Origin of the sequence: Microcoleus sp. K4-B3 (genome assembly GCF_036704615.1) — a bacterium.
In the GTDB taxonomy this organism is placed as follows: Bacteria; Cyanobacteriota; Cyanobacteriia; order Cyanobacteriales; family Microcoleaceae; genus Microcoleus.
In genome coordinates this window covers 1-21787 of sequence record NZ_JAUBSF010000057.1, presented here as the reverse complement: position 1 = coordinate 21787, position 21787 = coordinate 1, and the positions used below count along the sequence as shown (strand labels likewise).

The 21787-nt window shown below is 44.9% G+C and carries 17 protein-coding genes and 1 pseudogene; 5 read left to right on the top strand and 13 right to left on the bottom strand.

What is annotated here, in order from left to right; all coding sequences use genetic code 11:
- Positions 1 to 63 precede the first annotated feature (63 nt).
- From map to QUA78_RS21480, 5 genes are all read right to left on the bottom strand, one after another.
- Positions 64 to 891: a type I methionyl aminopeptidase gene (gene map / locus QUA78_RS21500; protein WP_333302338.1), complete on the bottom strand. Its 828-nt coding sequence runs from the start codon at positions 889 to 891 to the stop codon at positions 64 to 66.
- A gap of 139 nt (positions 892 to 1030) precedes the next feature.
- The gene (locus QUA78_RS21495; protein ID WP_333302339.1) at positions 1031 to 3100 is read right to left on the bottom strand and encodes a response regulator; all 2070 of its coding nucleotides are present in this window, start codon (positions 3098 to 3100) and stop codon (positions 1031 to 1033) included.
- A 7-nt stretch (positions 3101 to 3107) separates the two neighbouring features.
- Positions 3108 to 3833, bottom strand: a complete 726-nt coding sequence (locus QUA78_RS21490) for a chemotaxis protein CheB (protein ID WP_333302340.1) — start codon at positions 3831 to 3833, stop codon at positions 3108 to 3110.
- Positions 3787 to 4614: a protein-glutamate O-methyltransferase CheR gene (locus QUA78_RS21485; protein ID WP_333302341.1), complete on the bottom strand. Its 828-nt coding sequence runs from the start codon at positions 4612 to 4614 to the stop codon at positions 3787 to 3789. Before QUA78_RS21485 ends, QUA78_RS21490 begins: the two co-directional genes overlap by 47 nt.
- A 127-nt stretch (positions 4615 to 4741) precedes the next feature.
- A complete protein-coding gene (locus tag QUA78_RS21480; RefSeq protein ID WP_333302342.1) occupies positions 4742 to 10558 on the bottom strand; it encodes a HAMP domain-containing protein in 5817 nt (1938 codons plus the stop codon).
- Between QUA78_RS21480 and QUA78_RS21475 the strand changes: the two genes are divergently transcribed.
- Complete coding sequence (locus QUA78_RS21475; RefSeq protein ID WP_333302343.1) at positions 10557 to 10805, top strand: hypothetical protein; 249 nt, start codon at positions 10557 to 10559, stop codon at positions 10803 to 10805. The genes QUA78_RS21480 and QUA78_RS21475 overlap by 2 nt on opposite strands.
- A gap of 271 nt (positions 10806 to 11076) precedes the next feature.
- On the opposite strand, the gene QUA78_RS21470 is transcribed toward QUA78_RS21475, so the two are convergent.
- Positions 11077 to 13233 (bottom strand): FAD-dependent oxidoreductase, encoded by a 2157-nt coding sequence (locus QUA78_RS21470; protein ID WP_333302344.1) that lies wholly within the window; start codon positions 13231 to 13233, stop codon positions 11077 to 11079.
- Positions 13234 to 13394: 161 nt separating this feature from the next.
- Here QUA78_RS21470 and QUA78_RS21465 point away from each other — a divergent pair, with 161 nt between their 5' ends.
- The 3 genes from QUA78_RS21465 (at position 13395) to QUA78_RS21455 (ending at position 15618) form a co-directional block, all read left to right on the top strand.
- Positions 13395 to 13907, top strand: a complete 513-nt coding sequence (locus QUA78_RS21465) for a hypothetical protein (protein ID WP_333302345.1) — start codon at positions 13395 to 13397, stop codon at positions 13905 to 13907.
- 89 nt (positions 13908 to 13996) lie between these two features.
- Positions 13997 to 14761: an aldolase/citrate lyase family protein gene (locus QUA78_RS21460; protein ID WP_333302346.1), complete on the top strand. Its 765-nt coding sequence runs from the start codon at positions 13997 to 13999 to the stop codon at positions 14759 to 14761.
- Between the two features lie 188 nt (positions 14762 to 14949).
- Complete coding sequence (locus tag QUA78_RS21455) at positions 14950 to 15618, top strand: 2OG-Fe dioxygenase family protein (RefSeq protein WP_333302347.1); 669 nt, start codon at positions 14950 to 14952, stop codon at positions 15616 to 15618.
- A gap of 225 nt (positions 15619 to 15843) precedes the next feature.
- On the opposite strand, the gene QUA78_RS21450 is transcribed toward QUA78_RS21455, so the two are convergent.
- Both QUA78_RS21450 and QUA78_RS21445 read right to left on the bottom strand, forming a co-directional pair.
- Positions 15844 to 16257 carry a nuclear transport factor 2 family protein gene (locus tag QUA78_RS21450; protein WP_333027583.1) on the bottom strand — a complete coding sequence of 138 codons (414 nt, stop codon included), beginning with the start codon at positions 16255 to 16257 and terminating at the stop codon, positions 15844 to 15846.
- Between the two features lie 76 nt (positions 16258 to 16333).
- Positions 16334 to 17194 (bottom strand): Uma2 family endonuclease, encoded by an 861-nt coding sequence (locus QUA78_RS21445; protein ID WP_333302354.1) that lies wholly within the window; start codon positions 17192 to 17194, stop codon positions 16334 to 16336.
- A 113-nt stretch (positions 17195 to 17307) separates the two neighbouring features.
- On the opposite strand from QUA78_RS21445, the gene QUA78_RS21440 reads away from it, so the two are divergent.
- On the top strand, positions 17308 to 17886 hold the full coding sequence (locus tag QUA78_RS21440) for a Uma2 family endonuclease (protein WP_333302348.1): 579 nt from the start codon (positions 17308 to 17310) through the stop codon (positions 17884 to 17886).
- Between the two features lie 276 nt (positions 17887 to 18162).
- On the opposite strand, the gene QUA78_RS21435 is transcribed toward QUA78_RS21440, so the two are convergent.
- The 5 genes and pseudogenes from QUA78_RS21435 to QUA78_RS21415 form a co-directional block, all read right to left on the bottom strand.
- Entirely contained in the window at positions 18163 to 19407 is a 1245-nt protein-coding gene (locus tag QUA78_RS21435; protein WP_333302350.1) for an ATP-binding protein, read from the bottom strand.
- 541 nt (positions 19408 to 19948) lie between these two features.
- Complete coding sequence (locus QUA78_RS21430; protein WP_333302351.1) at positions 19949 to 20161, bottom strand: hypothetical protein; 213 nt, start codon at positions 20159 to 20161, stop codon at positions 19949 to 19951.
- A gap of 63 nt (positions 20162 to 20224) precedes the next feature.
- Entirely contained in the window at positions 20225 to 21109 is an 885-nt protein-coding gene (locus QUA78_RS21425) for a pentapeptide repeat-containing protein (protein WP_333302352.1), read from the bottom strand.
- A 139-nt stretch (positions 21110 to 21248) separates the two neighbouring features.
- A complete protein-coding gene (locus QUA78_RS21420; RefSeq protein WP_333302353.1) occupies positions 21249 to 21431 on the bottom strand; it encodes a hypothetical protein in 183 nt (60 codons plus the stop codon).
- A gap of 14 nt (positions 21432 to 21445) precedes the next feature.
- Positions 21446 to 21787 (bottom strand): annotated as a pseudogene (locus QUA78_RS21415) (hypothetical protein); the annotation flags it as partial.

The following is a 21787-nucleotide window of genomic DNA, read 5'->3' as shown; positions in this document are numbered from 1 at the left end:
TGATTAAATCTTTAATTCAAAACTCAAAACTCAAAACTCAAAATTATTATTGAACCTTTCTAGTTAAACTTTTGAACGATCGGTCAAAATTTCATAGCCTGTTTCCGTCACCAACACAGTATGCTCAAACTGAGCCGACATAGCATTGTCAACCGTTACAGCAGTCCACTTGTCAGAAAGCGTCCGAGTGTACTTAGAACCCGCATTCAGAATCGGTTCGATCGCCAATGTCATCCCCGAGCGCAATTTCACGTTCGGCATTTCGCGGGTGCGGAAATTGAAAACCGACGGTTCCTCGTGCAAATTTCGCCCGACACCGTGGCCAGTAAACTCCTCAACGATGCTAAAACCGTTGCTTTTGACATGATCTTCGATCGCACCAGCCAGATCGAGCAAATACGCTCCAGCTTTCACTTGTTCGATGCCTTTGTAGAGAGCTTCTTCTGCGACTCGGATTAATTTTGCAGATTCGGGAGTCACTTCCACAACTGCGATCGTGATGCAAGAATCGCCGTGAAAACCTTGATAATATGCCCCAGTATCTACCTTGAGAACATCTCCTGCCCGAATTACCTTTTTGGCACTGGGAATGCCATGAACAACTTCGTTATTAATGCTAGAGCAAATCGATCCGGGAAAACCGTGATAGCCTTTAAAACTCGGAGTTGCACCCATAGAACGGATGCGTTTTTCCGCGTAAGCATCTAAATCAGCAGTAGTCATTCCCGGTTTCACCATTTGGGAAATTTCTTTGAGTACCGTTGCAACGATTTTCGCGGCCTGCCGCATAATTTCGATTTCGCGTTCCGACTTAATTTCAATGCCTCGACGCTGTTTTTTGACTTGGGGTGCTTGAGTTGGCCCAGAAAGCAGACTGCTAAAAATATTCATGTATTAATTGGCGGGTAATTTTGTACTTTGACGGCAGGTTGAAGCAAAAAAACGGCAAATATCCGGCTTTTTGGGTAAAAACGGGTCTCTTGTTCCGAACTGTCGATCGCTTGTCCTTTAAACTAGCTTAATATTATTATCAGTAATCGGCACGGGATTGGGGGGTCACAAAAGCGGTTTCAACCGCCGAGTCCGTCGGCTCGGGATTTTCGAGTATTCCTGCGAGGTTAGCAATTCCGGCAATTAACTCAGTTACCTCAACTGGTTTAGATAAGTGCATCTGGAAACCAGCTTGCAGCGCTTGCTGGCGCTCGGACTCTCTGGCGTAGGCCGTCAGGGCGATCGCAGGCATCTTTCCACCCCTGAGCACTTCCATTTCTCTCACCCGCGCGATCAACTCGTAGCCGTCCGATCCGGGCATTCCAATGTCGCTCAGCAGCACATCCGGCCAAGAACTCTCCAGTGCAGCTAGAGCCTCGGCCACCGATGCGGCGGATCGCACCATAGCTCCTTCCTCCTCCAGTAAAGCAATCAAAAACTCCCGCGTGTCATCGTCATCATCCACCACCAGCAACTGCAAATTAACCAGAGCTGGGAGAGCCTCTGCCGGCTCATTGAGCTGCGACAAACCATCCTCTACACCTCGGGCGTTCCTCTGTACAACAGGTAGAGCCACCGTAAATTTCGCACCCTCGCCCGGATTATTTTCTGCGTCCACCTTACCGCCGTGCAGTTCCACCAAGTGACGGACGATCGCCAATCCCAGTCCCAATCCCCCGTAACACCTAGTTGTGCTGCTATCAGCTTGGCGGAAGCGATCGAAAACATAAGGCAAAAAATCAGGAGCGATACCAATGCCGCTATCAATTATCTGAATTTGAGCCTCATCGCCAACTGATTCCAACCGCACCTCTACTTTACCCTCTTGCGGAGTAAACTTAATCGCATTTGACAGCAAATTCCACACAATTTGCTGCAAGCGATCGAAATCGCCGATAACTTCACCTACATTTGGACTGCACGTTAATTCTATGACTATTGATTTTTCCTCAGCCAGCGGCTGCAAAGAATCAATTGCCAGGTTGATCACAGATTCCAACCGAATCGGATGCTTATTTAAATTTAGTTTCCCACGCAGAATCCGCGAAACATCTAAAATATCTTCTATAAGTTGAGCTTGAGATTTAGCATTGCGTTCAATTGTTTCTAGAGCTTTATCAATAGTTTCTCCGTCAAATTTTTTCGCACGAAGCAGCCTGGACCAGCCGAGAATAGCATTTAAAGGAGTGCGGAGTTCGTGAGAAAGAATGGCGAGAAATTCATCCTTCATCTGGTTAGCTCTCTCAGCTTCCTGCCGCGCCACCTGCTCGTGGATTAGCCGACCCCGCTCTTCCTCTGCTTGCTTACGGTCAGTGACATCTCTAACCGTGCCCACGTGACCGATCAATGTTCCCAAATCCGAAAACATTGGCGACGAGTGTACGTTAATCCAACGCACAGTTTCGCTAACAGCTAATCGAAACTCGTTAGAATATTCCTGCCCTTCTTCTATCCATGCTGACAAATGTGCCACTACGCGATCGCGATCGTCTGGATGAACCGACCGTTGCCAAACCTCTGCCAAACTTGACTCCAAAATTAACCCGGAAATCGCTTGACAGCGGGGATTCATGTAAGTACAGCGGCCTTCAACGTCAGCTAAGTAAATTCCCAGCGGCGAACAAGCACACAAAGTGCGAAACCGCTCTTCACTTTTAGTTAGTTCACTATTAACAGCAGCTAACTGTGTTGCTTGCTGCTTCACTTCGACTGTTTTTTGGAACAATTCGACAAACACCTGCACTTTCGATGTCAATATTTCCGGTTCCAAGGGTTTGAAGAGGTAATCCACCGCACCCAAAGAATAACCTTTAAACACGTGGGTATCATTACTGCTGAATGCTGTGATAAAAATAATCGGAGTCGATCGCGATCTATCTCTAGACCGAATCAATGTTGCTGTCTCAAATCCATCCATTCCCGGCATCTGCACATCAAGCAAAATTACCGCAAAATCTTCATTAAGCAGACATCTCAGAGCCTCCGCGCCAGAATTAGCTTGTACTAGATTATAAGAGGGGCTGTTGAGGATAGCTTCTAGAGCCACCAAATTTTCTGGGCGATCGTCAACTAAAAGGACATTTACTCGATCGGGGGACTGCAGATTCATAATTTTTTTAATCTTTAATTCTTAGCAAATTGACTAAACAGGGAGCGATTTTAGAGAGGGGTAAAATCCAGTCTACTTCAACATTTGCGATCGCGGAGGCCGGCATGGTCCGGCATAGAGCAGAGGCCGGTTCCTCCACAAATGTCAACCCTCCCTCAGCTTTAATTTTTGCCAGCCCTTCACTGCCATCAGAATTAGCTCCCGTTAAAATTATCCCGATAACTTTCTCCCCGAAGGCATCCGCAGCAGACTCAAACAGCACATCGATTGAGGGCCGCGCATAACACACAGGACCCTCAGTTGATAGTGCAAATGTAGGAGTTCCGCGGCAGACGATTGGGGATTTTGAATTGTGCATTGGCTCCAATGCAACCCTCCCCCAACTTGTAAAGTCGTTTTCAGACACGTTCTGCTGCCACTCGCGGGGCGATTCTATGAGCAAGTGATAGTCAGCAGGAGCCAAATAAACCCGTCCTGGGGCGATCGGCTCTTTGTCTTCTGCCTCTGTGATTTGGAGAGCACTTTGCTGTTGTAAAAAATCACTAAGCCTATCCTGAGAACTCTTATGGCGGTGTTGGACAATAACTACAGGCAAAGGAAAGCTTTGCGGCAAATTTGCCAGCAGCACAGTCAGAGCCTGTAGCCCTCCCAAAGACGTGCCAACAACCACTATTTCAAATTTTTTTTTATTTAACTCTGCGGTATAGTTTATCACTACGTTCAATTGGTTCATAGTGTTTTTCATAAAGTGTAAAATTCAGAGACTCCTGATGTCCCAGCCCTAAAACTCCAAACATTGCCAGGCTGTCATAAAAAAGCTTGTGTACCCGATCTTGGAGGGATGAATTGAAATAAATCAGCACATTCCGGCACAAGATTACATTAAACTCATTAAAAGAAGTATCCGTTGCCAAGTTGTGGTGAGCAAAGACAATATTCTCTTTAAGAGAAGAGCGAAAAATCGCATTTTCATAGGCAGCAGTGTAATACTCAGAAAATGCTTTTTTGCCCCCTGCTTGGTGGTAGAGTTGCGTATATTCTTGCATTTGTTTCAGGGGGAAGATACCTGTTTTTGCTGTCTTCAACACTAATTCATTCATGTCAGTAGCGTAAATCCTACAGCGGTCATAAAGTCCTTCTTCTTGCAGCAAGATTGCCATAGAATAGACTTCTTCTCCCGTTGAACATCCAGCGTGCCAAATCCGAATAAAAGGATAAGTACGCAGCAGTGGCACCACTTTATTTCTGAAACTAACGTAAAAGCTGGGATCCCGAAACATCGCCGTTACATTGACAGAAATGTCCAGCAGGAAACGGTCTAGGTAGCCCGGATGGTGGAGTACCTTTTCCTGAAGTGCCGAGACAGTTGTGAGTTGTTCCGAGCGAATAGTGTTCCAAATGCGGCGCTTGAGAGAGGCAAGAGCATAATTGCGAAAATCAAATCCGTAATAGCGAAACATTCCCTCTAGTAGGAGTTGAATTTCGATTGTTTCAAGTTCATGGCTTGGGGGCATTTAAAATTATTTATTGTTATTGGGAATGGGTTATTAGGAATTGGGAATTGGGAATTGGGAATTGGGAATTGGGAATTAGTTCTTTCATAATTGCTCCTTATTCCTTCTTCCCTCTTCCTTCTTTCCATTATCTATAAAGCCAAACACGCAGCAGCGAGAGCAACTGTTCGGTATCAACAGGTTTGGTAATATAGTCAGACGCCCCAGCTTCGATACATTTTTCCCGATCGCCCTTCATAGCTTTGGCAGTAAGAGCAATCATGGGCAGAGAAGCGAATTGAGGCATATTACGAATTGCTTGCATTGTTTCGTAACCGTCCATCTCTGGCATCATCACGTCCATCAACACAATATTTATGTCAGGCGTATTTTGCAATGTAGCAATACCCTGTCTGCCGTTTTCAGCAAACACAATTTCCATTTGATGGCGCTCCAGCATACTCGTCAGCGCGAAAATATTCCGCATATCGTCGTCAACAATCAAGACTTTTTTTCCCGCGAGCGTCGAATCAGTTTGATATAATTGCTCTAGCATTTGGCGCTTCGGTTCCGGCAAATTTGCTTGAACTCGGTGCAGGAACAAAGCTGTTTCATCTAACAAACGTTCCGGCGATCGCACATCTTTAACAATAATGGTTTCCGCCATGCGCTTCAGTTGAGTTTCTTCGGCTCTCGTCAACTCTTTGCCTGTATAAACAATAATCGGCAGACTTTTTAAATTTGCATCTTGCTTGATCTGCTCGATCAGTTCAAAACCCGTCATATCTGGCAGTCCCAAATCGAGTACAATGCAGTCAAAAGACCCCAATTTCAAAGTTGCTAGCGCCTCTGCACCACTCCCCACAGCCGTTGTAGAAACATCGTGATTGCCGATTAAATCCACAATGCTGAGACGCTGCGTTTCGTCGTCTTCCACGACTAGCAGATTCTTGACTCGCCGATCGACAAAACCCTTAATATCAGTCAAAGCTTTGCTCAAAGCTTCGCTGCTAACAGGTTTTTGCAAATAGGCGATCGCCCCTAACTGCAAACTGCGCTGCCGCCCTTCTTCAACTGATACAATGTGAACCGGAATGTGGCGCGTATTCGGATCGTGCTTTAAGCGATCCAGCACTGTCCAGCCATCCATCACAGGCAAATTGAGATCCAGCATAATCGCAGTTGGCTTGAACTCTCGCGCCATCGCCAAACCGATATCGCTCCGCAAAGCCACTAAACCTTTAAAACCCTGATCCCGCGCCATATCCAAAAGAATGCGAGCGAAATTTACGTCATCTTCAATAATCAACAGTACGCGATCGCCGGGTTCGACAGTTTCCCGGTCATCAGCGATAATAGGTGATGGATAAGGGGCGATCGGCAAGTGGAAATTCGGCGAAGGAACTGCTGAAGAAATAGCAGCCGGTAATTGAGCCGTTTGCTTGCCCATTCCCGATTCCCTCTCATTGATTATTCGCGATTCTTGGTAAGTTTGCGGCAGATAAAGCGTGAACCTACTACCCTCACCCGGGCGGCTTGTCAATTTAATTTCTCCACCTAATAGATTAGCGATTTCTCTACTAATTGACAAACCCAAACCCGTACCCCCGTATTTGCGGCTAGTGCTACCATCAGCTTGTTGGAAAGCCTCAAAAATAACCCTGTGTTTTTCAGCAGAAATCCCAATCCCCGTATCGCTAACTGAGAAAGCCAAAACCGTAGGGGAACTCCTTAAACTTTCTATCTCTAAACTCCACCCTTCCCGCGCTACTTCGACACGCAATTTCACCTCACCCCGCTCTGTAAACTTAAACGCATTAGAGAGCAGATTCTTCAAAACTTGTTGCAGCCGTTTAGCATCAGTATAGAGACCTTTTGGCAACCCACCCTCAAGCTCTAATTGAAAACTCAACTTCTTATCCTGGGCGATTTGGCGGAAAGTTCGATCCAAATGATCTCGCAAGTCGGCAAACAACACTTGCTCAATTTCCACCGACATCGTGCCTGATTCAATCTTAGCTAGATCCAAGATGTCATTAATCAGCCCTAACAAATCTGTTCCCGCCGAGTAAATTGTGCGCGTGTATTCAACTTGCTTCAGAGTCAAATTGCCTTCAGTATTGTCAGTAAGCAATCGAGCGAGAATCAACAGCGAATTCAGCGGAGTTCGCAACTCGTGAGACATATTTGCCAGAAACTCCGACTTATACTTAGAAGTTAAAGCCAACTGTTCGGCTCTTTCTTCCAATAACCCCCTCGCCTGTTCGATATCTCGGTTTTTCCGCTCAACTTCCTTATTTTGTAGCGCTAGCAATTCAGCTTGTTCTTCTAGTTCTTCATTCGTTTGTTGCAACTCTTCCTGCTGCTTCTTCAGCAGTTCCTCATTCGTCTGCTGCAACTGCGCTTGCTGTTCTAGCCGCTTGTTAGTTTCCGTTAGTTCCTTTTGCTGAGCTTGCAACTCTTCTGCCAAAGATTGCGACTGTTTCAGCAACTCTTCCGTCCGCATACTCGCCGCAATTGTATTTAAAACAATGGCGATACTTTCCGTGAGTTGGTCGAGGAATGTTAAGTGAATTTCGCTGAAGCGGCGGAACGAAGCTAGCTCAATTACCGCTGTCACCTGCCCTTCAAACAGTACAGGTAAAACCACGACATTCAGCGGCGTAGATTCTCCCAGACCCGAGCTAATTTTAACGTAGTTGTCCGGCACTTCTGTCAACAGTATTCGTTCCTTTTCTAGGGCGCACTGTCCCACCAAACCTTCGCCTAAATGGAATTTATTTCCTAAGCTTTTACGTTCCCGGTAGGCGTAGGTACTTAACAGTTTGAGGAAGGGGTCGTGTTCTACAGTTTCCATCATAAAGAAGACGCCATGCTGAGCAGAAACCAGCGGCGTTAATTCTGATAAAATTAATTTAGAAACTGTTTCTAAATCCCGCTGACCTTGCAGCATTCGAGTGAACTTAGCGAGGTTGGTCTTGAGCCAATCTTGCTCGGTATTTTTCTGCGTTGTCTCCCGGAGATTGGCAATCATCTGGTTGATGTTGTCCTTGACGATCGCAACTTCTCCTTCAGCAGCGACGGAAATTGACCTCGTTAAATCGCCTTTAGTAACACCAATTGCCACTTCGGCGATAGCGCGCACCTGAGTAGTCAAATTCGCCGCCAACTCATTCACATTATCCGTCAAATCTCGCCACGTTCCCGCCGCCCCGGGAACCTTCGCCTGACCGCCTAACTTCCCTTCAATTCCCACCTCCCGCGCCACCGTACTAACTTGATCCGCAAACGTCGCCAGCGTGTCGATCATCTCGTTAATCGTATCTGCCAGAGTCGCAATTTCTCCCTTTGCTTCCAGCATTAATTTCCGCTTCAAATCGCCATTCGCCACCGCCGTCACAACTTTAGCAATACCCCGCACTTGCGCAGTCAAATTCCCCGCCATCGAGTTAACATTATCGGTTAAATCTTTCCAAGTTCCCGCAACTCCTTTCACGTCAGCTTGACCGCCCAATTTACCCTCAGTTCCAACCTCCCGCGCCACCCGCGTCACCTCAGAAGCGAAGGAATTAAGCTGATCTACCATGACGTTAATAGTATCTTTCAACTCCAGAATTTCGCCTTTGACATCGACGGTGATTTTCTTAGACAAATCGCCATTTGCCACCGCTTTCGTCACTTCCGCAATATTCCGCACCTGCGCCGTCAAATTCCCCGCCATCAAGTTAACATTATCGGTTAAATCTTTCCAAGTTCCCCCTACACCCCGCACGTAAGCTTGCACACCTAATTTACCTTCCGTTCCCACTTCCCTAGCAACTCTGGTTACTTCAGATGCGAAGGAACTCAACTGATCCACCATGATGTTAATCGTGTTTTTCAGTTCGAGAATTTCCCCTTTAACATCTACTGTAATTTTTTTGGATAAATCGCCATTTGCCACAGCCGTTGTCACTTCGGCAATGTTACGCACTTGTGCTGTTAAATTCCCCGCCATCGAGTTAACTGAATCCGTTAAATCTTTCCAAGTTCCAGCAACTCCTTTAACTTCAGCTTGCACGCCTAATTTCCCTTCGGTTCCTACTTCCCTAGCAACCCGCGTTACTTCCGACGCGAAGGAATTTAACTGATCCACCATCGTGTTGACAGTGTTTTTCAGTTCGAGAATTTCACCTTTAACATCGACAGTAATTTTCTTAGATAAATCGCCATTTGCCACAGCCGTCGTAACAGCCGCAATATTCCGTACTTGCTCCGTCAAACTACCCGCCATAAAATTAACTGAATCCGTTAAATCCTTCCAAGTTCCTGCTACGCCTCGGACATCCGCTTGCCCGCCCAGTTTACCTTCTGAACCCACTTCTCTAGCCACCCGCGTGACTTCAGAAGCGAAGGAATTAAGCTGATCCACCATCACGTTAATGGTGTTTTTCAGTTCTAAAATTTCGCCTTTAACCTGTACCGTAATTTTTTTAGATAAGTCACCGTTAGCAACAGCCGTCGTCACCTCAGCAATGTTGCGGACTTGTGCTGTTAAATTCCCAGCCATTGAGTTAACTGAATCCGTTAAATCTTTCCAGGTTCCTGCTACTTCCTGCACTTCAGCTTGTACGCCTAATTTCCCTTCCGTCCCCACTTCCCTAGCAACTCTAGTTACTTCAGATGCGAAGGAATTTAACTGGTCAACCATCGTGTTGACGGTGTTTTTGAGTTCGAGAATTTCGCCTTTAACATCGACGGTAATTTTCTTAGATAAATCGCCCTTTGCCACAGCGGTTGTCACTTCAGCGATGTTCCGCACTTGTGCTGTCAAACTGCCTGCCATGAAGTTAACGCTATCGGTTAAATCCTTCCAAGTTCCCGCAACTCCTTTAACTTCTGCTTGACCGCCGAGTTTGCCTTCGGAACCTACTTCTCTCGCCACCCGTGTTACTTCAGATGCGAAGGAATTTAACTGATCCACCATGATGTTAATCGTGTTTTTTAACTCCAGAATTTCACCTTTAACATCTACAGTAATTTTTTTAGATAAGTCCCCATTTGCCACAGCAGTCGTCACGTCGGCAATGTTCCGTACTTGTGCTGTTAAATTGCCAGCCATCGAGTTAACTGAATCCGTTAAATCTTTCCAGGTTCCTGCTACTCCCCGCACTTCAGCTTGCACGCCTAATTTGCCTTCGGTTCCTACTTCTCTCGCCACCCGCGTTACTTCAGATGCGAAGGAACTCAACTGATCCACCATGATATTAATCGTGTTTTTCAGTTCGAGAATTTCGCCTTTAACATCTACTGTAATTTTTTTGGATAAATCGCCATTTGCCACAGCGGTTGTCACGTCAGCAATGTTCCGCACTTGTGCTGTTAAATTGCCGGCCATCGAGTTAACTGAATCCGTTAAATCTTTCCAGGTTCCTGCAACTCCTTTAACTTCAGCTTGCACGCCTAATTTGCCTTCGGTTCCCACTTCCCTAGCAACCCGCGTTACTTCCGACGCAAAGGAGCTCAACTGGTCTACCATTGTGTTAACAATTTGCGCTGTTTGAAGGAATTCTCCTTTGAGGGGTCTGTCTTCTATTTCTAAGGCGATGGTTTGCGATAAATCTCCTTTTGCTACGGCCCGAATTACTCTGGCGGTTTCAGAGGTTGGTTGCACTAAATCTGTAATTAGGGTATTGACAGAATTTACGCTAGCTGACCATGACCCCTCGGCGCTGCCGATGGTGGCCCGCTGGGCGATTTTGCCTTCTTTACCGACAACTGTGCCAATTCGCTCGAGTTCGGCCGCCATTCTCTCATTGAGCTCGATAATGTCGTTAAGTTCGTCAGCAATTTTGCCCGCTAGACCGGTCTGGTCTATGGGCATCCGAACTGAAAAGTCCCCTTTTTTGACAGCTACTAAGGTTCTGAGTAACTGTTTGGCATAACCATTATTTGAATTGGCGCTTGTTATCTGTGCAGTTGACATGACCGTTACCTTTGGGGAGTTTGAAGGGGTTTTCCGCTGCTTCAGCGTTGATGGTGCAAGACATCTGGTCGCAGTGCGGGTTCAGGCGGCAGCAACCCTAGCTCTAATGAGTTTTTGGGGATGGTATTGCTATTATCGGGCTAAAGTAGTAGCTGATTGCTTCCGTCAAAAGATGGATGAAAATTGGTGTCAATTATGGTATTACGTTTTACATTACACATGGAGCGAAAATAAAGTCAAGGGCTAGAGGATGCTTACCGCACAAGAGCTTTGATGTACGATCGCACATAAAAGCTTCCCGTTCCCCCGGATTACAAAAAGTCGGCTATTCAATTACCCTCTTGAGGTTTCAAATTGGGCTCTGGAATAATAGGAGACACCACAGGTAAGTCAACAAAGCTTGTTAAACCATAGGGCAAGTCGGAAGCCCGGAGTGCGCCTGTTGCTTCCGACATCCCGCGGCAGTTTATAGGGTAAGGTGCGCGGCAGAAGAACACCCTACAGATTACCAAGTGCGATTATTTCCAATTTTGCCACGAACTATTGAAAATAGAAGTACCCGGAAAGGCGATCGGATTAGCATTTTGTTGCAACCGCAACTGCAACACTTCCAAGTTTGGCTCGCGGGATGGCAATTCGTCCACTAATTCATAAGGTATAATCCCCTTTTCTAGGGAAAAAGCAGCCGTAACTCCCGCCGCCGCACCGGCCGACCATTCAAAAGAATGCACTCGATAAGCAGCGGCCGCTGTGTGGCTAACAGCAATACTTTTACCCGCCACTAACATATTGTCAATTTTCTGGGGAATCATTGCCCGCAGCGGAATTTGGAAGGGATAAGCTTGCCCTTGAGCTTTGCGAGTACCTTCCCGTTCGGTATTTCCCGGTGCTTCCGGCGGACTGTTAGTCATGCAGGGGTGAAAGTCGATCGCATAATGACCGATACCCACAGAATCAGGATAAATCGTAGCGCGCGATCGCGATTTTGTATCCTCTACCGATTGACTTCCCACAGCCAAAGCGGGCGCATTCAAACCACCCACAACCAACCACAAATTGCGATACTCTTCCTCCGACAAATTCTGGCGGTAAAAATCAGTCTTAAAGTCAGTGCGAGACATATCAACTTCCCACACTGTAAAACCTTGAGGCTGATTGAAACTCGGTCGCCCAATAATGCGCCGGCCCTCCCGCATATAAGGATATTTAGAAAGTCCGTGTACCGTCCCCATCGGCGAATCCAAACCGCTCAAAAAACGATTGTTTGGATTAGGCTTTTTCACTCCCTCTCCTAGCTGCGAGTCAGTAGTTCCTGTTACCAGCCAGTAGAAAAACCCTTGGGCATTTTCCTCCCCTCTGCGTAAAGTTTCCGTTCGCAAGCCGCCCATCCATCCCCCTGATTGCAGTTGACCGGACTCTTGCAACTGCTCGCGAGAATAAATTAAATTATCCTGAGCAGAACCGGGACGATAGTCATTGCCCCAAGTCCAGTTTTGCATCGAAATATCCCCCGGATAAATCGGGAATTGCTTCGGGTCTGAAGGTCGCTTTCGATCGGGTCTCATGCTTCTGATTTGGCGGTAGGTAAAAACTAAGGGAAAGCTCGCCAATCTCTGCAATTCGTAACTGTAGTAAGGAGCGTATTGTTGATAAAAAGACGGCGCTTGATGCTGCTGCGGTTCCTTCGTTGCCTGCATTGCAAAGGTGTAGGTAAAACCTTGAGTGCAGTAAGCGTCGCCTGTTGGGCTGGGGGAGGAAGGTTCGAGAGGGGAACGCGGGTCAATTCCGAGGCGGTAGGGAACATCCGCAAGTCCGATCAATTCGCCTGTTTCGGTGGCATCTACAACGTACCAATCAGCACCCCCCCTAGCCCCCCCTTGTAAAGGGGGGGAACTGGTGGAATTCCCCCCTTGTAAAGGGGAACTGGTGGAATTCCCCCCCCTTGGCAAGGGGGGGTTAGGGGGGGTTCCAGATGCTTTAGAAATAAACCGAATAATAGTTTTGTTAAATCGGGGAGAATTTTCGTAGCGATAGGCATCTTCGATAGTCTGAGAAAGAGTTTCGGTGTTGATTGGCGGGGCGTTGGCGGCCGGTTTGTGTTGTATGGCGATCGCACTTTTAATTTGTTGACCCCCAACCGTATTCCCCGCCACAGCAGGAGTAATTGCTAGTTCTTTAATAACCGTATTGGGAAACCATTTCAGTGTGCCTTTGCCTTTTTTAGCGGCATCCTGCAAGATGTTAAATAGAATTTTGTGACCGTCGTAGGGCATGAAACACGAATAGCTAACCCAACAGCCTCCGGGATTTAGCCGGCCGTAATGTTCCCCGATCCGCCGCCGCAATTCTAGGTAGCCGCGGGGGTAAAATAAGAGCGATCGCTGAGTCTCTCTTTCATCAAGTGCGGAAGTTCCCTGGGAGGAAATTTGACCGCCTACCCAATCAGTAATTTCAGTCAGGCAAACTGTGCGCCCCGCCAGCAAACCTTCGTAAGCCGTAGCAGCACCGGCGAGCCCGCCGCCTGCTACTAGAATGTCGCAAGTTTCTGCACTGTCCCGATTGCGGGGAGGTGCGGCAAATACTGGCGAAATGCTCCCAATCGCGGAAATGATGCCGAGGGTGAGGCTAAGGATCGATCGACCTTTGAGCAAAAATAGATACCGTCGAAGTTTCATCGGAGATTGTGGAATTAATTTTGACATCAGCGAAAAACACTCATCGCATCCAAATGTTTATTTTGCAGTATACTGGTATTTCGTGGTGCAGTCAGGGCCAACTTTTTTTAGATAAGAGGCATTAATACCAGCCACAACTCTTGAACAGCCGGCTCAACCTTATGCTCAATATCGTCAAATTTTTTAGGTCATTCATTCCTTTTGAGAGTTTAACAATTACCACAAGTTTAACTTTTTCTGAAGTTTTGCGCAGGTTGGACGAAGTGGTTACTTTCCCCAAACTTTTTAGAATAATTCTACCCTTTGGCCCCCCACCTGCCAAACTTTATGAAGGAACAATTTCTGGCAATACCTTCAAAATTAATCGCATTATCATCGGCCGCTATTTATTTTTTCCAATTATACAAGGAGATATACATACTCAACCCTTCGGTTGTTCCATCAAAATTAGGATGAGTTTACATAAAATAGTTATAGGCTTTATAATTCTTTGGCTGTGGACAACTGGCAGTATTGGAATGTTTTCTTTATTTGCTTGGTTAGTTGAACCCTCCGTGGGAGCAATATTTTTACCAATTTTAGGAATGTTTATTTGTGCCTGGCTTTTGTGCTTGATTCCTTTTAAAATAGAAGCAAAAGCAGCTACAAAATTTTTGTCGATTCTCTTAACCTAAAGTAATTTGTAACGGCAATGTTTTAGCTGTATTATTAAAAACAATTTAGGTTCATCGGCCGTCAGCGGCGGTAAAAAGACTCCAAATTTATGCGTCAAAATCAACTCAAACAAAAAATTAAACAAGGCGAAACAGTCCTCGGTTTATTTATGAACTGCGCTTATCCCGCATTCATGGAAATCTGCGGTCACGCTGGATTTGATTTCGCCGTTATCGACATGGAACACGGCCCCCTGAACCCGCTTGCTGCTGAAGATTTGTGTCGCGCCGCCGACTGCACCGGAATTGCACCGATTGTTCGCGTCCGCAAAAACGACGGGCCGCAAATTCAACGAGCTCTCGACATCGGCAGTGCAGGCGTTCAAGTACCTCAAATTGAAAGCAAAATCGATGCTGAAACCGCTGTCAAAAGTGCTAAATACAGTCCTCTGGGCGCGCGAGGTCTTTCCTTCGCTACGCGGGCCGGACTTTACACTGCAGCAGGTACAAATATCACTGACAAACTCAACGAAGAATCCTTAGTTGTGATTCATGTCGAAGGCAAAGGCGGCATCGACAACCTAGCAGAAATTGTTACTGTGCCAGAGGTTGACGTGATTTTTCTAGGGCCTTACGATCTGTCGCAGTCGATCGGCATTCCCGGCCAAGTCCGCGATCCCCGAGTCATCGACATGATGCAGGAGGCAGTGCAAACCATCCGCAAAGCAGGCAAAGCCGCCGGTACTTTTGCCGAAAACCCCGAAATCGCCCAGCAGTGGATTGATGCTGGCGTTCAGTACGTCGCACTTGGGGTCGATGTTGCCGTTTTCCTGCGGGCCTGTCAGTCGCTGGTGAAAGCAGTCAATCGATTTTAGATTTTAGATTTTGGATTTTAGATTAAAAGAAGAACCAGCCCCCCACTTCATGTTGTCTTCTTTACGATATCTTTGCAATTTTTCTAGTGTCTTTTACGACACATACAAAAATCCTGCGCTAGAGTAGAAGCATACACCTCCTCAAGGCTAAATTAGGGAGGGGAGCAAGGCTTCAGGGAGTAAAATCTATGAAAACGGTATTAGAATCCATTCATGTGGATTATGCTTTCATGTTTACTTTCAAAAAAGTAAACTCTATTAAGCTAGAAGGTTTCAAGGAATTTTTTGACGATATGCCTGTCGATCCGTATGTGAAAGGTAAGTATCGTTCTAGAAGATTATCGCGGTTTGCCGTCAACGGAAATGAGTTAGTTAAGTTACCTCACGGCTATTTGTATCAAAGCAAAACATACAATCCGCTAGTGGGTGATATCAGGCGGGAATTTGCCGAATTGGACGATCGACTAATTGCCCTCGATAATTTCAAACAGATGATTTTTGCTTTTTTCGATTCCTGCAAAATTCACCCGGAAGCTGAAATCGGCATCCATCAAATCAGGACAACTTGTTCGCCAAACAATTTCGGCAACCCCGCACCGGAAGGCATTCACCAAGACGGTACTGATTTTATCGGCATCTTCTCGGTTGACAGAACTAATATTGTAGGCGGGGAAACGCATTTGTACTTGGCTAAAAAAGAGAAGCCTGTTTTTAATAAAATTCTGCATCCGGGAGAATTGCTGTTAGTTAACGACCACGAATTTTTCCACTTTACTACGCCGATTAAACCGGAATCTGAAGGTGTGGGAACCAGGGATGTCTTTGTGCTGACTTCTCCGAGTTTGCTTACCGATTGAGTAGAGTTGGGCAATTGGGCGTCTTTCGTTCGTAGTGAGGATTTTAGTCCTCTCTCTGGCGTTTATTCAATCATGACTAAAGTCCTTACTACCAACCTTTCGTTCGTAGTGAGGACTTTATTTGTCTTTCTGGCGTGTAGTCAATCATGACTAAAGTCCTTACTACAAACCTGCATATTTTCCTAAAAAACCAGGTTTATGCGTCTAGCAAATCACAGATAAATCTTATCGAAACTTCCGTTCAGACTCTTGAATGGGAACATCATTAATGCTGGCTTCACGTCTTCGCATTAACCCATTTTCTGCAAATTCCCACTGTTCATTACCATAGGCGCGATACCAGTAGCCAGAATCATCGTGCCATTCATACTCAAAGCGAACAGAAATCCGATTGTCTGTAAAACTCCACAGTTCTTTCTGCAAACGGTAATCTAATTCCTTTGCCCATTTTCGTCTTAAAAAAGCCTTGATTTCTTCCCGTCCGCTGAAGAATTCGGCACGGTTTCGCCACTGAGAATCTTCGGTATAAGCTAAGGCTACTCGTTCTGGATCGCGGGTATTCCAGGCATCTTCAGCAGCTTGAACTTTGGCTTTAGCCGTTTCCAACGTAAAGGGCGGTAGAGGTGGTTTAGTTTCCATCAGCTTTGTTTTTTGTGATTATAAAAGATCGGGTGCGGGATGCTCGCGCTACAGAGAGAGTTTTGGGACTTTGATATCAATCCTCAGCATCAGGATCGATTCCCATTGCTCGCAGTCGCTCCGCTAACTGGGTGACTTTTCGCTCTGCTTGTTCGGCTCTTTCCCGTTCTTGTTCGGCTCTTTCTCGTTCTTGTTCGGCTCTTTCTCGTTCTTGTTCGGCTCTTTCTCGTTCTTGTTCGACCCGGCCACGCTCAATTTCAACTTGTTCGGAGCCAGTTAACAGCAAATTCCCCTGCGAATCCCACCACCGCAGCCAAAGAAGTTCTTGATTTTGATAGCTTCCCTGCCACAGTCCCAATTCTACATCTAGTACAGGAATGGGATAGTGACCGCGTTCGTTTTGCTCCATCCTTCGATACACAAAATCTATCAGGTGATAGACTTCTAAATTGCCAGTTCTCATTTCATAAATACCGTAGTAAGGAATGCGGATAATTCTCTCGTACACCCAAAACTTACCGGGTTTAGTTGTTGTACCGTCAGCGGCCACAGAAAGCGGAGTACGATCGCGCTCTTCCTCTCCATTACCGCTAGCAAATTCTAAAGCTATGAACGGAGCCATGTGTTCCCGCCAAAGTACATAAGAACGGCGAAAACCGTCAAGTGTTGCCGGTACATTCGGCACGTAAAACCAATCCGGTGCTTCTGCACCTCGCTCTGGCGGGTCAGTTTCTCGCCAGTAAATGCCGCAATCTTGCCCGATCGCATATTGTCCGTCTGGATGCAGTCGCTCTACAACCGGCCCGATCGAATCTGTCAGAATGATGCTCTGAGGATGCTCCTGAAAATTTTTCACAAATGTACCGTCTTCGTCTGGCAGTTGGGTATGATCGGGGAATGCAGGAGGCAGACCTGTAGCAGTTATTGTCTCATTCATCGTCTTTTCCGTGCAGTTATTGTTCATTGTACTGCGAAATTTTATAGCAATCTGATTTGAAACTTTAGCTAATATTCCCTAATATGGAAAAGCGATCGTAAAAGGTAAGTCAGATGGTTGTCGCAATTTCTAAAGCAGGATTGGGTACAGGTGCGACTTTCCTGTCTAACGTGACATGGGAGACTCTGGAAAAGTTGGATGCAGATTTGGCGGAAACTGGGGCGCATTTAACTTATTTGGATGGGTGTTTAGAAATTATGGCTCCTTTTTCTGAGGAACATGAAGAATCTAGAAACACTTTAGATCAGCTTTTAGAGATTTATATGCGGACGAAGGACATTCGTTTCTACGGGCGCGGCAGTACAACCATCGGGATGAAGGAGTTGGGTGCACGGAAGGAACCAGATGAGTCTTATTGTTTGGGTACGCGCAAGTCAGTTCCAGATTTGGCGATCGAGATGAGAGTGACGAGTGGTGGAATTGATACGCTGGAAATCTATCGTCGGGTGGGAGTGCAGGAGGTTTGGTTTTGGGAGGATGGAGTAATTTCGGTTTATTGTTTGCGTCCAACGGGATATGAGTTGGTGAGCAAGAGCGAACTTTTGCCGGAGTTGGATTTGCGATCGATCGAGTTTTATTCGCGGATGGCGGATCAATATGATGCGGTTAATGCTTTTATGCGATCGATGTAGAAGTTGAGAAGTGCGATCGATGTTACAGTTTGATACTGCTAGGATTTGACTTGGATTGAATGTATTGTTGAAATACAGGATTGAGTAAAAATAGCGCTCCCGCTCCTACTTGTACTTTTTCCAGTAAGCCGCGCCGCGCTAAAGATTGTATGGCTTGCCAAAATTCTGATTTAGATATAGCCTTTCTCAGAAAGATGAGGTACTCATGGGCATAGGGCATAGGGCATAGGGCATAGGGCATAGGGGATAGGGCATACCTCACTTTTTTGAGAACCGCTATAAGTCAATATCCGCAGGTGCTTGTGAAATATCTACCGCTTCATCTTGACTTGCTAACCAATGGCTCACCTTTTTTTCTGACGCCGATAAACGCTCTAAGTGAGATTCTAAAAAGGTTTCTAAGTCACCTAAATAAATATCATTATTATCGGTTAAAAACCGGGAAGCGCTACCGTCAAAGAATTCTAAAATTGTTGAAGCTATGATATTTAACCAAGAAGGATGACCTTGATAAAGGGCGATCAAGTCTGACCATTTTTGCTCATCTGCTAATCCTTTTTCTCTGAGAATTTCTGCCGATTCTTCCCCTAACCCTTTGAGGTGTAAAGTTCGTGCAGGTCGGTTTAGTGCTTCTAAAGCAGTAATTTCTCTGGGTTGTTCCCAACTGAGGATAATTAAACAACTCTGATGAGAGGATGTGGCAATTTGTTTGAAAAATTGGCCATAGTCTTCATAGCCTGCTAAATATTGACCTGCTAATTGACTGCTTTTAAAAATATTTTGTACGTCATCAAGGATTACTAAACAGCGAGAAGATCGGAAATAATCGATGATTGTGGGTAATGGGGGTTGTGGCGATCGCCCAAAAAATTGCTTGAGCTCGGTTTGGACGGTTGAAAGTGTGGGAGTGTTGGTAAGGCTTAACCAAATAATATAATCAAATTCGGTTTGAATTTGTTCGATGAGTTTGAGGGCGATCGCGCTTTTACCAATTCCACTTAAGCCGTAGATGGTAATCAAGCGGGTGTGGGCTTCTACAATCCATTGTTTGAGGGTGGAGAGTTCTGAGGTGCGATCGTAAAAGCTTGTTAATTCGGGTGCGTCTGTTAAATCGATTATTGGGGAGTGACTGTTGTTTTGGGGAGAGTCAGGGGGTGAGGGCGAGCGGGTTTGTGTATCTTTGATAGTTTGTATAAATTGACCGCCAATATTAATATTATCAACTTGTAATAAACAGTGACCTGATTGGGAATTTTGGGAAACCCTATGTTTTTTCTCTAACTTAGAACGAAAATTAAATTTATTGAGGTCTTCTCCTAATTCCTCACCCAGCTTTCCCCATAACTTAGCCGCTTCTTTTTTTACGTGAGATTCACTACAATTATAATCTTTAGCTATTTGAGGATATTTCTGTCTTTGCCAAACACCCGTTACTATTGCTTCCTGTAGGGGTGTAAGATGTTCTCCTGTTTTATCAAAAATCGAATTATTCGCCCATTGTACAACATCTTCAACATTCATGGGTCAGCGTTGAGTGAGGTTGAGTGTACTATATCCTACTAAATCCTACTTTGTCAACTGAATTATACCAACTTCTACTAAATTGGTTAAGGATAGTTAGAAAACTTGGGTGCTAAATCCGACCGTTTTGAGTTGTTAAATATTAATATCACCCAATATAATTAGGGAAACAAAACAATCAAATTTGGAATTCTGGAGAGAATCAGCTTTGAAAAACTTCCTAGATATCTGTCTAACTCTATTTGGTATTTTAATACTATTTTTAGTTTCTTTAGCTATTCCCGGCATGATCCAAATTTACTTATCTATAGTAGTTTTAGCTGTCTGTGGATTTATGATATTTAGTGTAATTTGGTTGTTTCTTATGATAGGTTTGATATGTAACATAATTTATTCTTTCATAACGGGTGAATTATTTAAGACATATGAGGATTAAACTGGATTTGAGGAAATCCAGTTTAATTTTGAACTGTATGATGTGTTAGATAAATAGAACAAAATACAAGACTTTTTAGATAAGTGAGACACCGAAAATATGTGCTTATTCAAAGAACCTAACTTGAGACTGCCCTCCAACTAAAACCGTATAATAAGCACCACAACTCTTGTCAGAAAAACTTTTTGTCCCGGCAGCTAATTGAATACTTTTAAATTCACCCTTAAATCCTTTATGCGGCGGTTGCACTGTTTCTCCATCTCTGTCTTCTGAAATAGTGAAGAGTAAGGAATAACCAGTATTAGTACGATGCGTCACCTTTAGATTAATTTTCGATAAAACAGAGCGATTATAGCAGGTGACGCGCTCTACTAGGTAAAACTAACGTCGATAGAGAGTGCCATCAGGCATTTTTGCACCGTTAAGATTTGCTTGTCTCAAGTCTGCACCACTCAGGTTAGCTTGCTGTAGGTTGCTACCAGTAAAGTTTGCTTTTTGTAAGTCAACCCCGCTTAAGTCTACTGCACTCAACCTGTTTGCTAGTAAATTTATTAGCTCTTGACTACTTAGGGTGGAACTTCGCCATAAAGCGCTGTTATTTAGATTTAGCTGAATTAACCCTAGTAATTCGTCCTTAGTAAGATTTACCTGATTAGGATCGCTTTTGATTAAGTTAATTAAATCATGCTGATTTAGCTTAGAGTTTACGAGCTTCTGTACGTCTTGTTGGCTTAAGTTAACTTTATTCCAGTCTAACCTGCTGAAATCCAAGTTACTAGGGTCAGCTTTGATAAAATTGACTAAATCTTGCTTGCTCAAGTTAGCTGTAACTATCTTGATTGAATCTTCCTTACTCAACTTAATTTTACTCCAGTCAAATCCATGAAAATCTAAGTTTCCAGGGTTTTTAACTTTACTAATTTTGACTTCACTCAAGTCAGCACCTGTCAAGTCTACGCCAGTCAAATTTGCACCACTCAAATCTGATCTTCTCAAATCAGCATTATGCAGGTTAACACCTTGTAGATTCTTACCACTAAGGTTAGCACCTGGTTTGATTTCGGTTTCAGTGGCTACTTCATTCCTTGTAGAGTCACAAGTTCCTTTTCCGAAAACTAAAAAGCAATCAGTTTTTTTAGTGACATTAGGTTGACTTCCTTCTGCTCTGACGTTTTCAGGGTGCATCAAGAGGATTCCCAGACAGAAAAATATGACAATTAAAAACTTGCTCGTCAACTTTTTAGCACGGGTCATTTGAGGTAGCATGGTATTTTTATCCCTACACATAGTTTGACACAGATTAAGACAGATTTTCAGATACATGAACTCTATTATACTTGGAATCAAGATTACTAGCTGATTACTCGCAATTTTGGAAATTGGGTTCGCACCTCACCAATCATTTTTATTCCGTCTGTTGTACCACAGTATTTAATTGCTGGCGCTGTGCAATCTGAATTAACATCCTCAATGCCCCATTCACTGCTGCATCATTGGGAAAAGCTTGGGCAACATCTGCATCTAAAAGCACTAAGTTTGTCCCGGCACGACATTGTTCAACATACTTGCCTCTAACACCTCCTTCCATTGCGATTGATCGCCCTACCTCCTCACTGGCTGAAATCCCTGCACAAAACTCACCCAGCGTGGTACTTTATCACCTGTAATATCTAGGATGGGAATGTTGAAACTTCTGACAGCGGGGCGACCGACTTCACCAGCCGAAAAAGTCACATTCGTAGGTTCCGACTTACCTAAACCATAGGCAGTAGCTATTTGATTAGCAAGTCGGCAGGTTATTTCAAAACTTCCCATATTAATCCTGCCACCTCCAGCCGCGTAATTCCAAGTAATACCGGGTGTTAAATTCAGGGTAAGCTCATCTAATTTGGTATAAATTGTACTTGACAAAAAGGGCAATATATACGATTTGGCATTAGTGAT

Excerpts from the sequence above, each read along its gene's own strand:
- map (WP_333302338.1), bottom strand. The coding sequence starts at position 891 with ATGAATATTTTTAGCAGTCTGCTTTCTGGGCCAACTCAAGCACCCCAA.
- QUA78_RS21495 (WP_333302339.1), bottom strand. The coding sequence starts at position 3,100 with ATGAATCTGCAGTCCCCCGATCGAGTAAATGTCCTTTTAGTTGACGAT.
- QUA78_RS21490 (WP_333302340.1), bottom strand. The coding sequence starts at position 3,833 with ATGAACCAATTGAACGTAGTGATAAACTATACCGCAGAGTTAAATAAA.
- QUA78_RS21485 (WP_333302341.1), bottom strand. The coding sequence starts at position 4,614 with ATGCCCCCAAGCCATGAACTTGAAACAATCGAAATTCAACTCCTACTA.
- QUA78_RS21475 (WP_333302343.1), top strand. The coding sequence starts at position 10,557 with ATGACCGTTACCTTTGGGGAGTTTGAAGGGGTTTTCCGCTGCTTCAGC.
- QUA78_RS21480 (WP_333302342.1), bottom strand. The coding sequence starts at position 10,558 with ATGTCAACTGCACAGATAACAAGCGCCAATTCAAATAATGGTTATGCC.
- QUA78_RS21470 (WP_333302344.1), bottom strand. The coding sequence starts at position 13,233 with ATGAAACTTCGACGGTATCTATTTTTGCTCAAAGGTCGATCGATCCTT.
- QUA78_RS21465 (WP_333302345.1), top strand. The coding sequence starts at position 13,395 with ATGCTCAATATCGTCAAATTTTTTAGGTCATTCATTCCTTTTGAGAGT.
- QUA78_RS21460 (WP_333302346.1), top strand. The coding sequence starts at position 13,997 with ATGCGTCAAAATCAACTCAAACAAAAAATTAAACAAGGCGAAACAGTC.
- QUA78_RS21455 (WP_333302347.1), top strand. The coding sequence starts at position 14,950 with ATGAAAACGGTATTAGAATCCATTCATGTGGATTATGCTTTCATGTTT.
- QUA78_RS21450 (WP_333027583.1), bottom strand. The coding sequence starts at position 16,257 with ATGGAAACTAAACCACCTCTACCGCCCTTTACGTTGGAAACGGCTAAA.
- QUA78_RS21445 (WP_333302354.1), bottom strand. The coding sequence starts at position 17,194 with ATGAATGAGACAATAACTGCTACAGGTCTGCCTCCTGCATTCCCCGAT.
- QUA78_RS21440 (WP_333302348.1), top strand. The coding sequence starts at position 17,308 with ATGGTTGTCGCAATTTCTAAAGCAGGATTGGGTACAGGTGCGACTTTC.
- QUA78_RS21435 (WP_333302350.1), bottom strand. The coding sequence starts at position 19,407 with ATGAATGTTGAAGATGTTGTACAATGGGCGAATAATTCGATTTTTGAT.
- QUA78_RS21425 (WP_333302352.1), bottom strand. The coding sequence starts at position 21,109 with ATGCTACCTCAAATGACCCGTGCTAAAAAGTTGACGAGCAAGTTTTTA.
- QUA78_RS21420 (WP_333302353.1), bottom strand. The coding sequence starts at position 21,431 with ATGGAAGGAGGTGTTAGAGGCAAGTATGTTGAACAATGTCGTGCCGGG.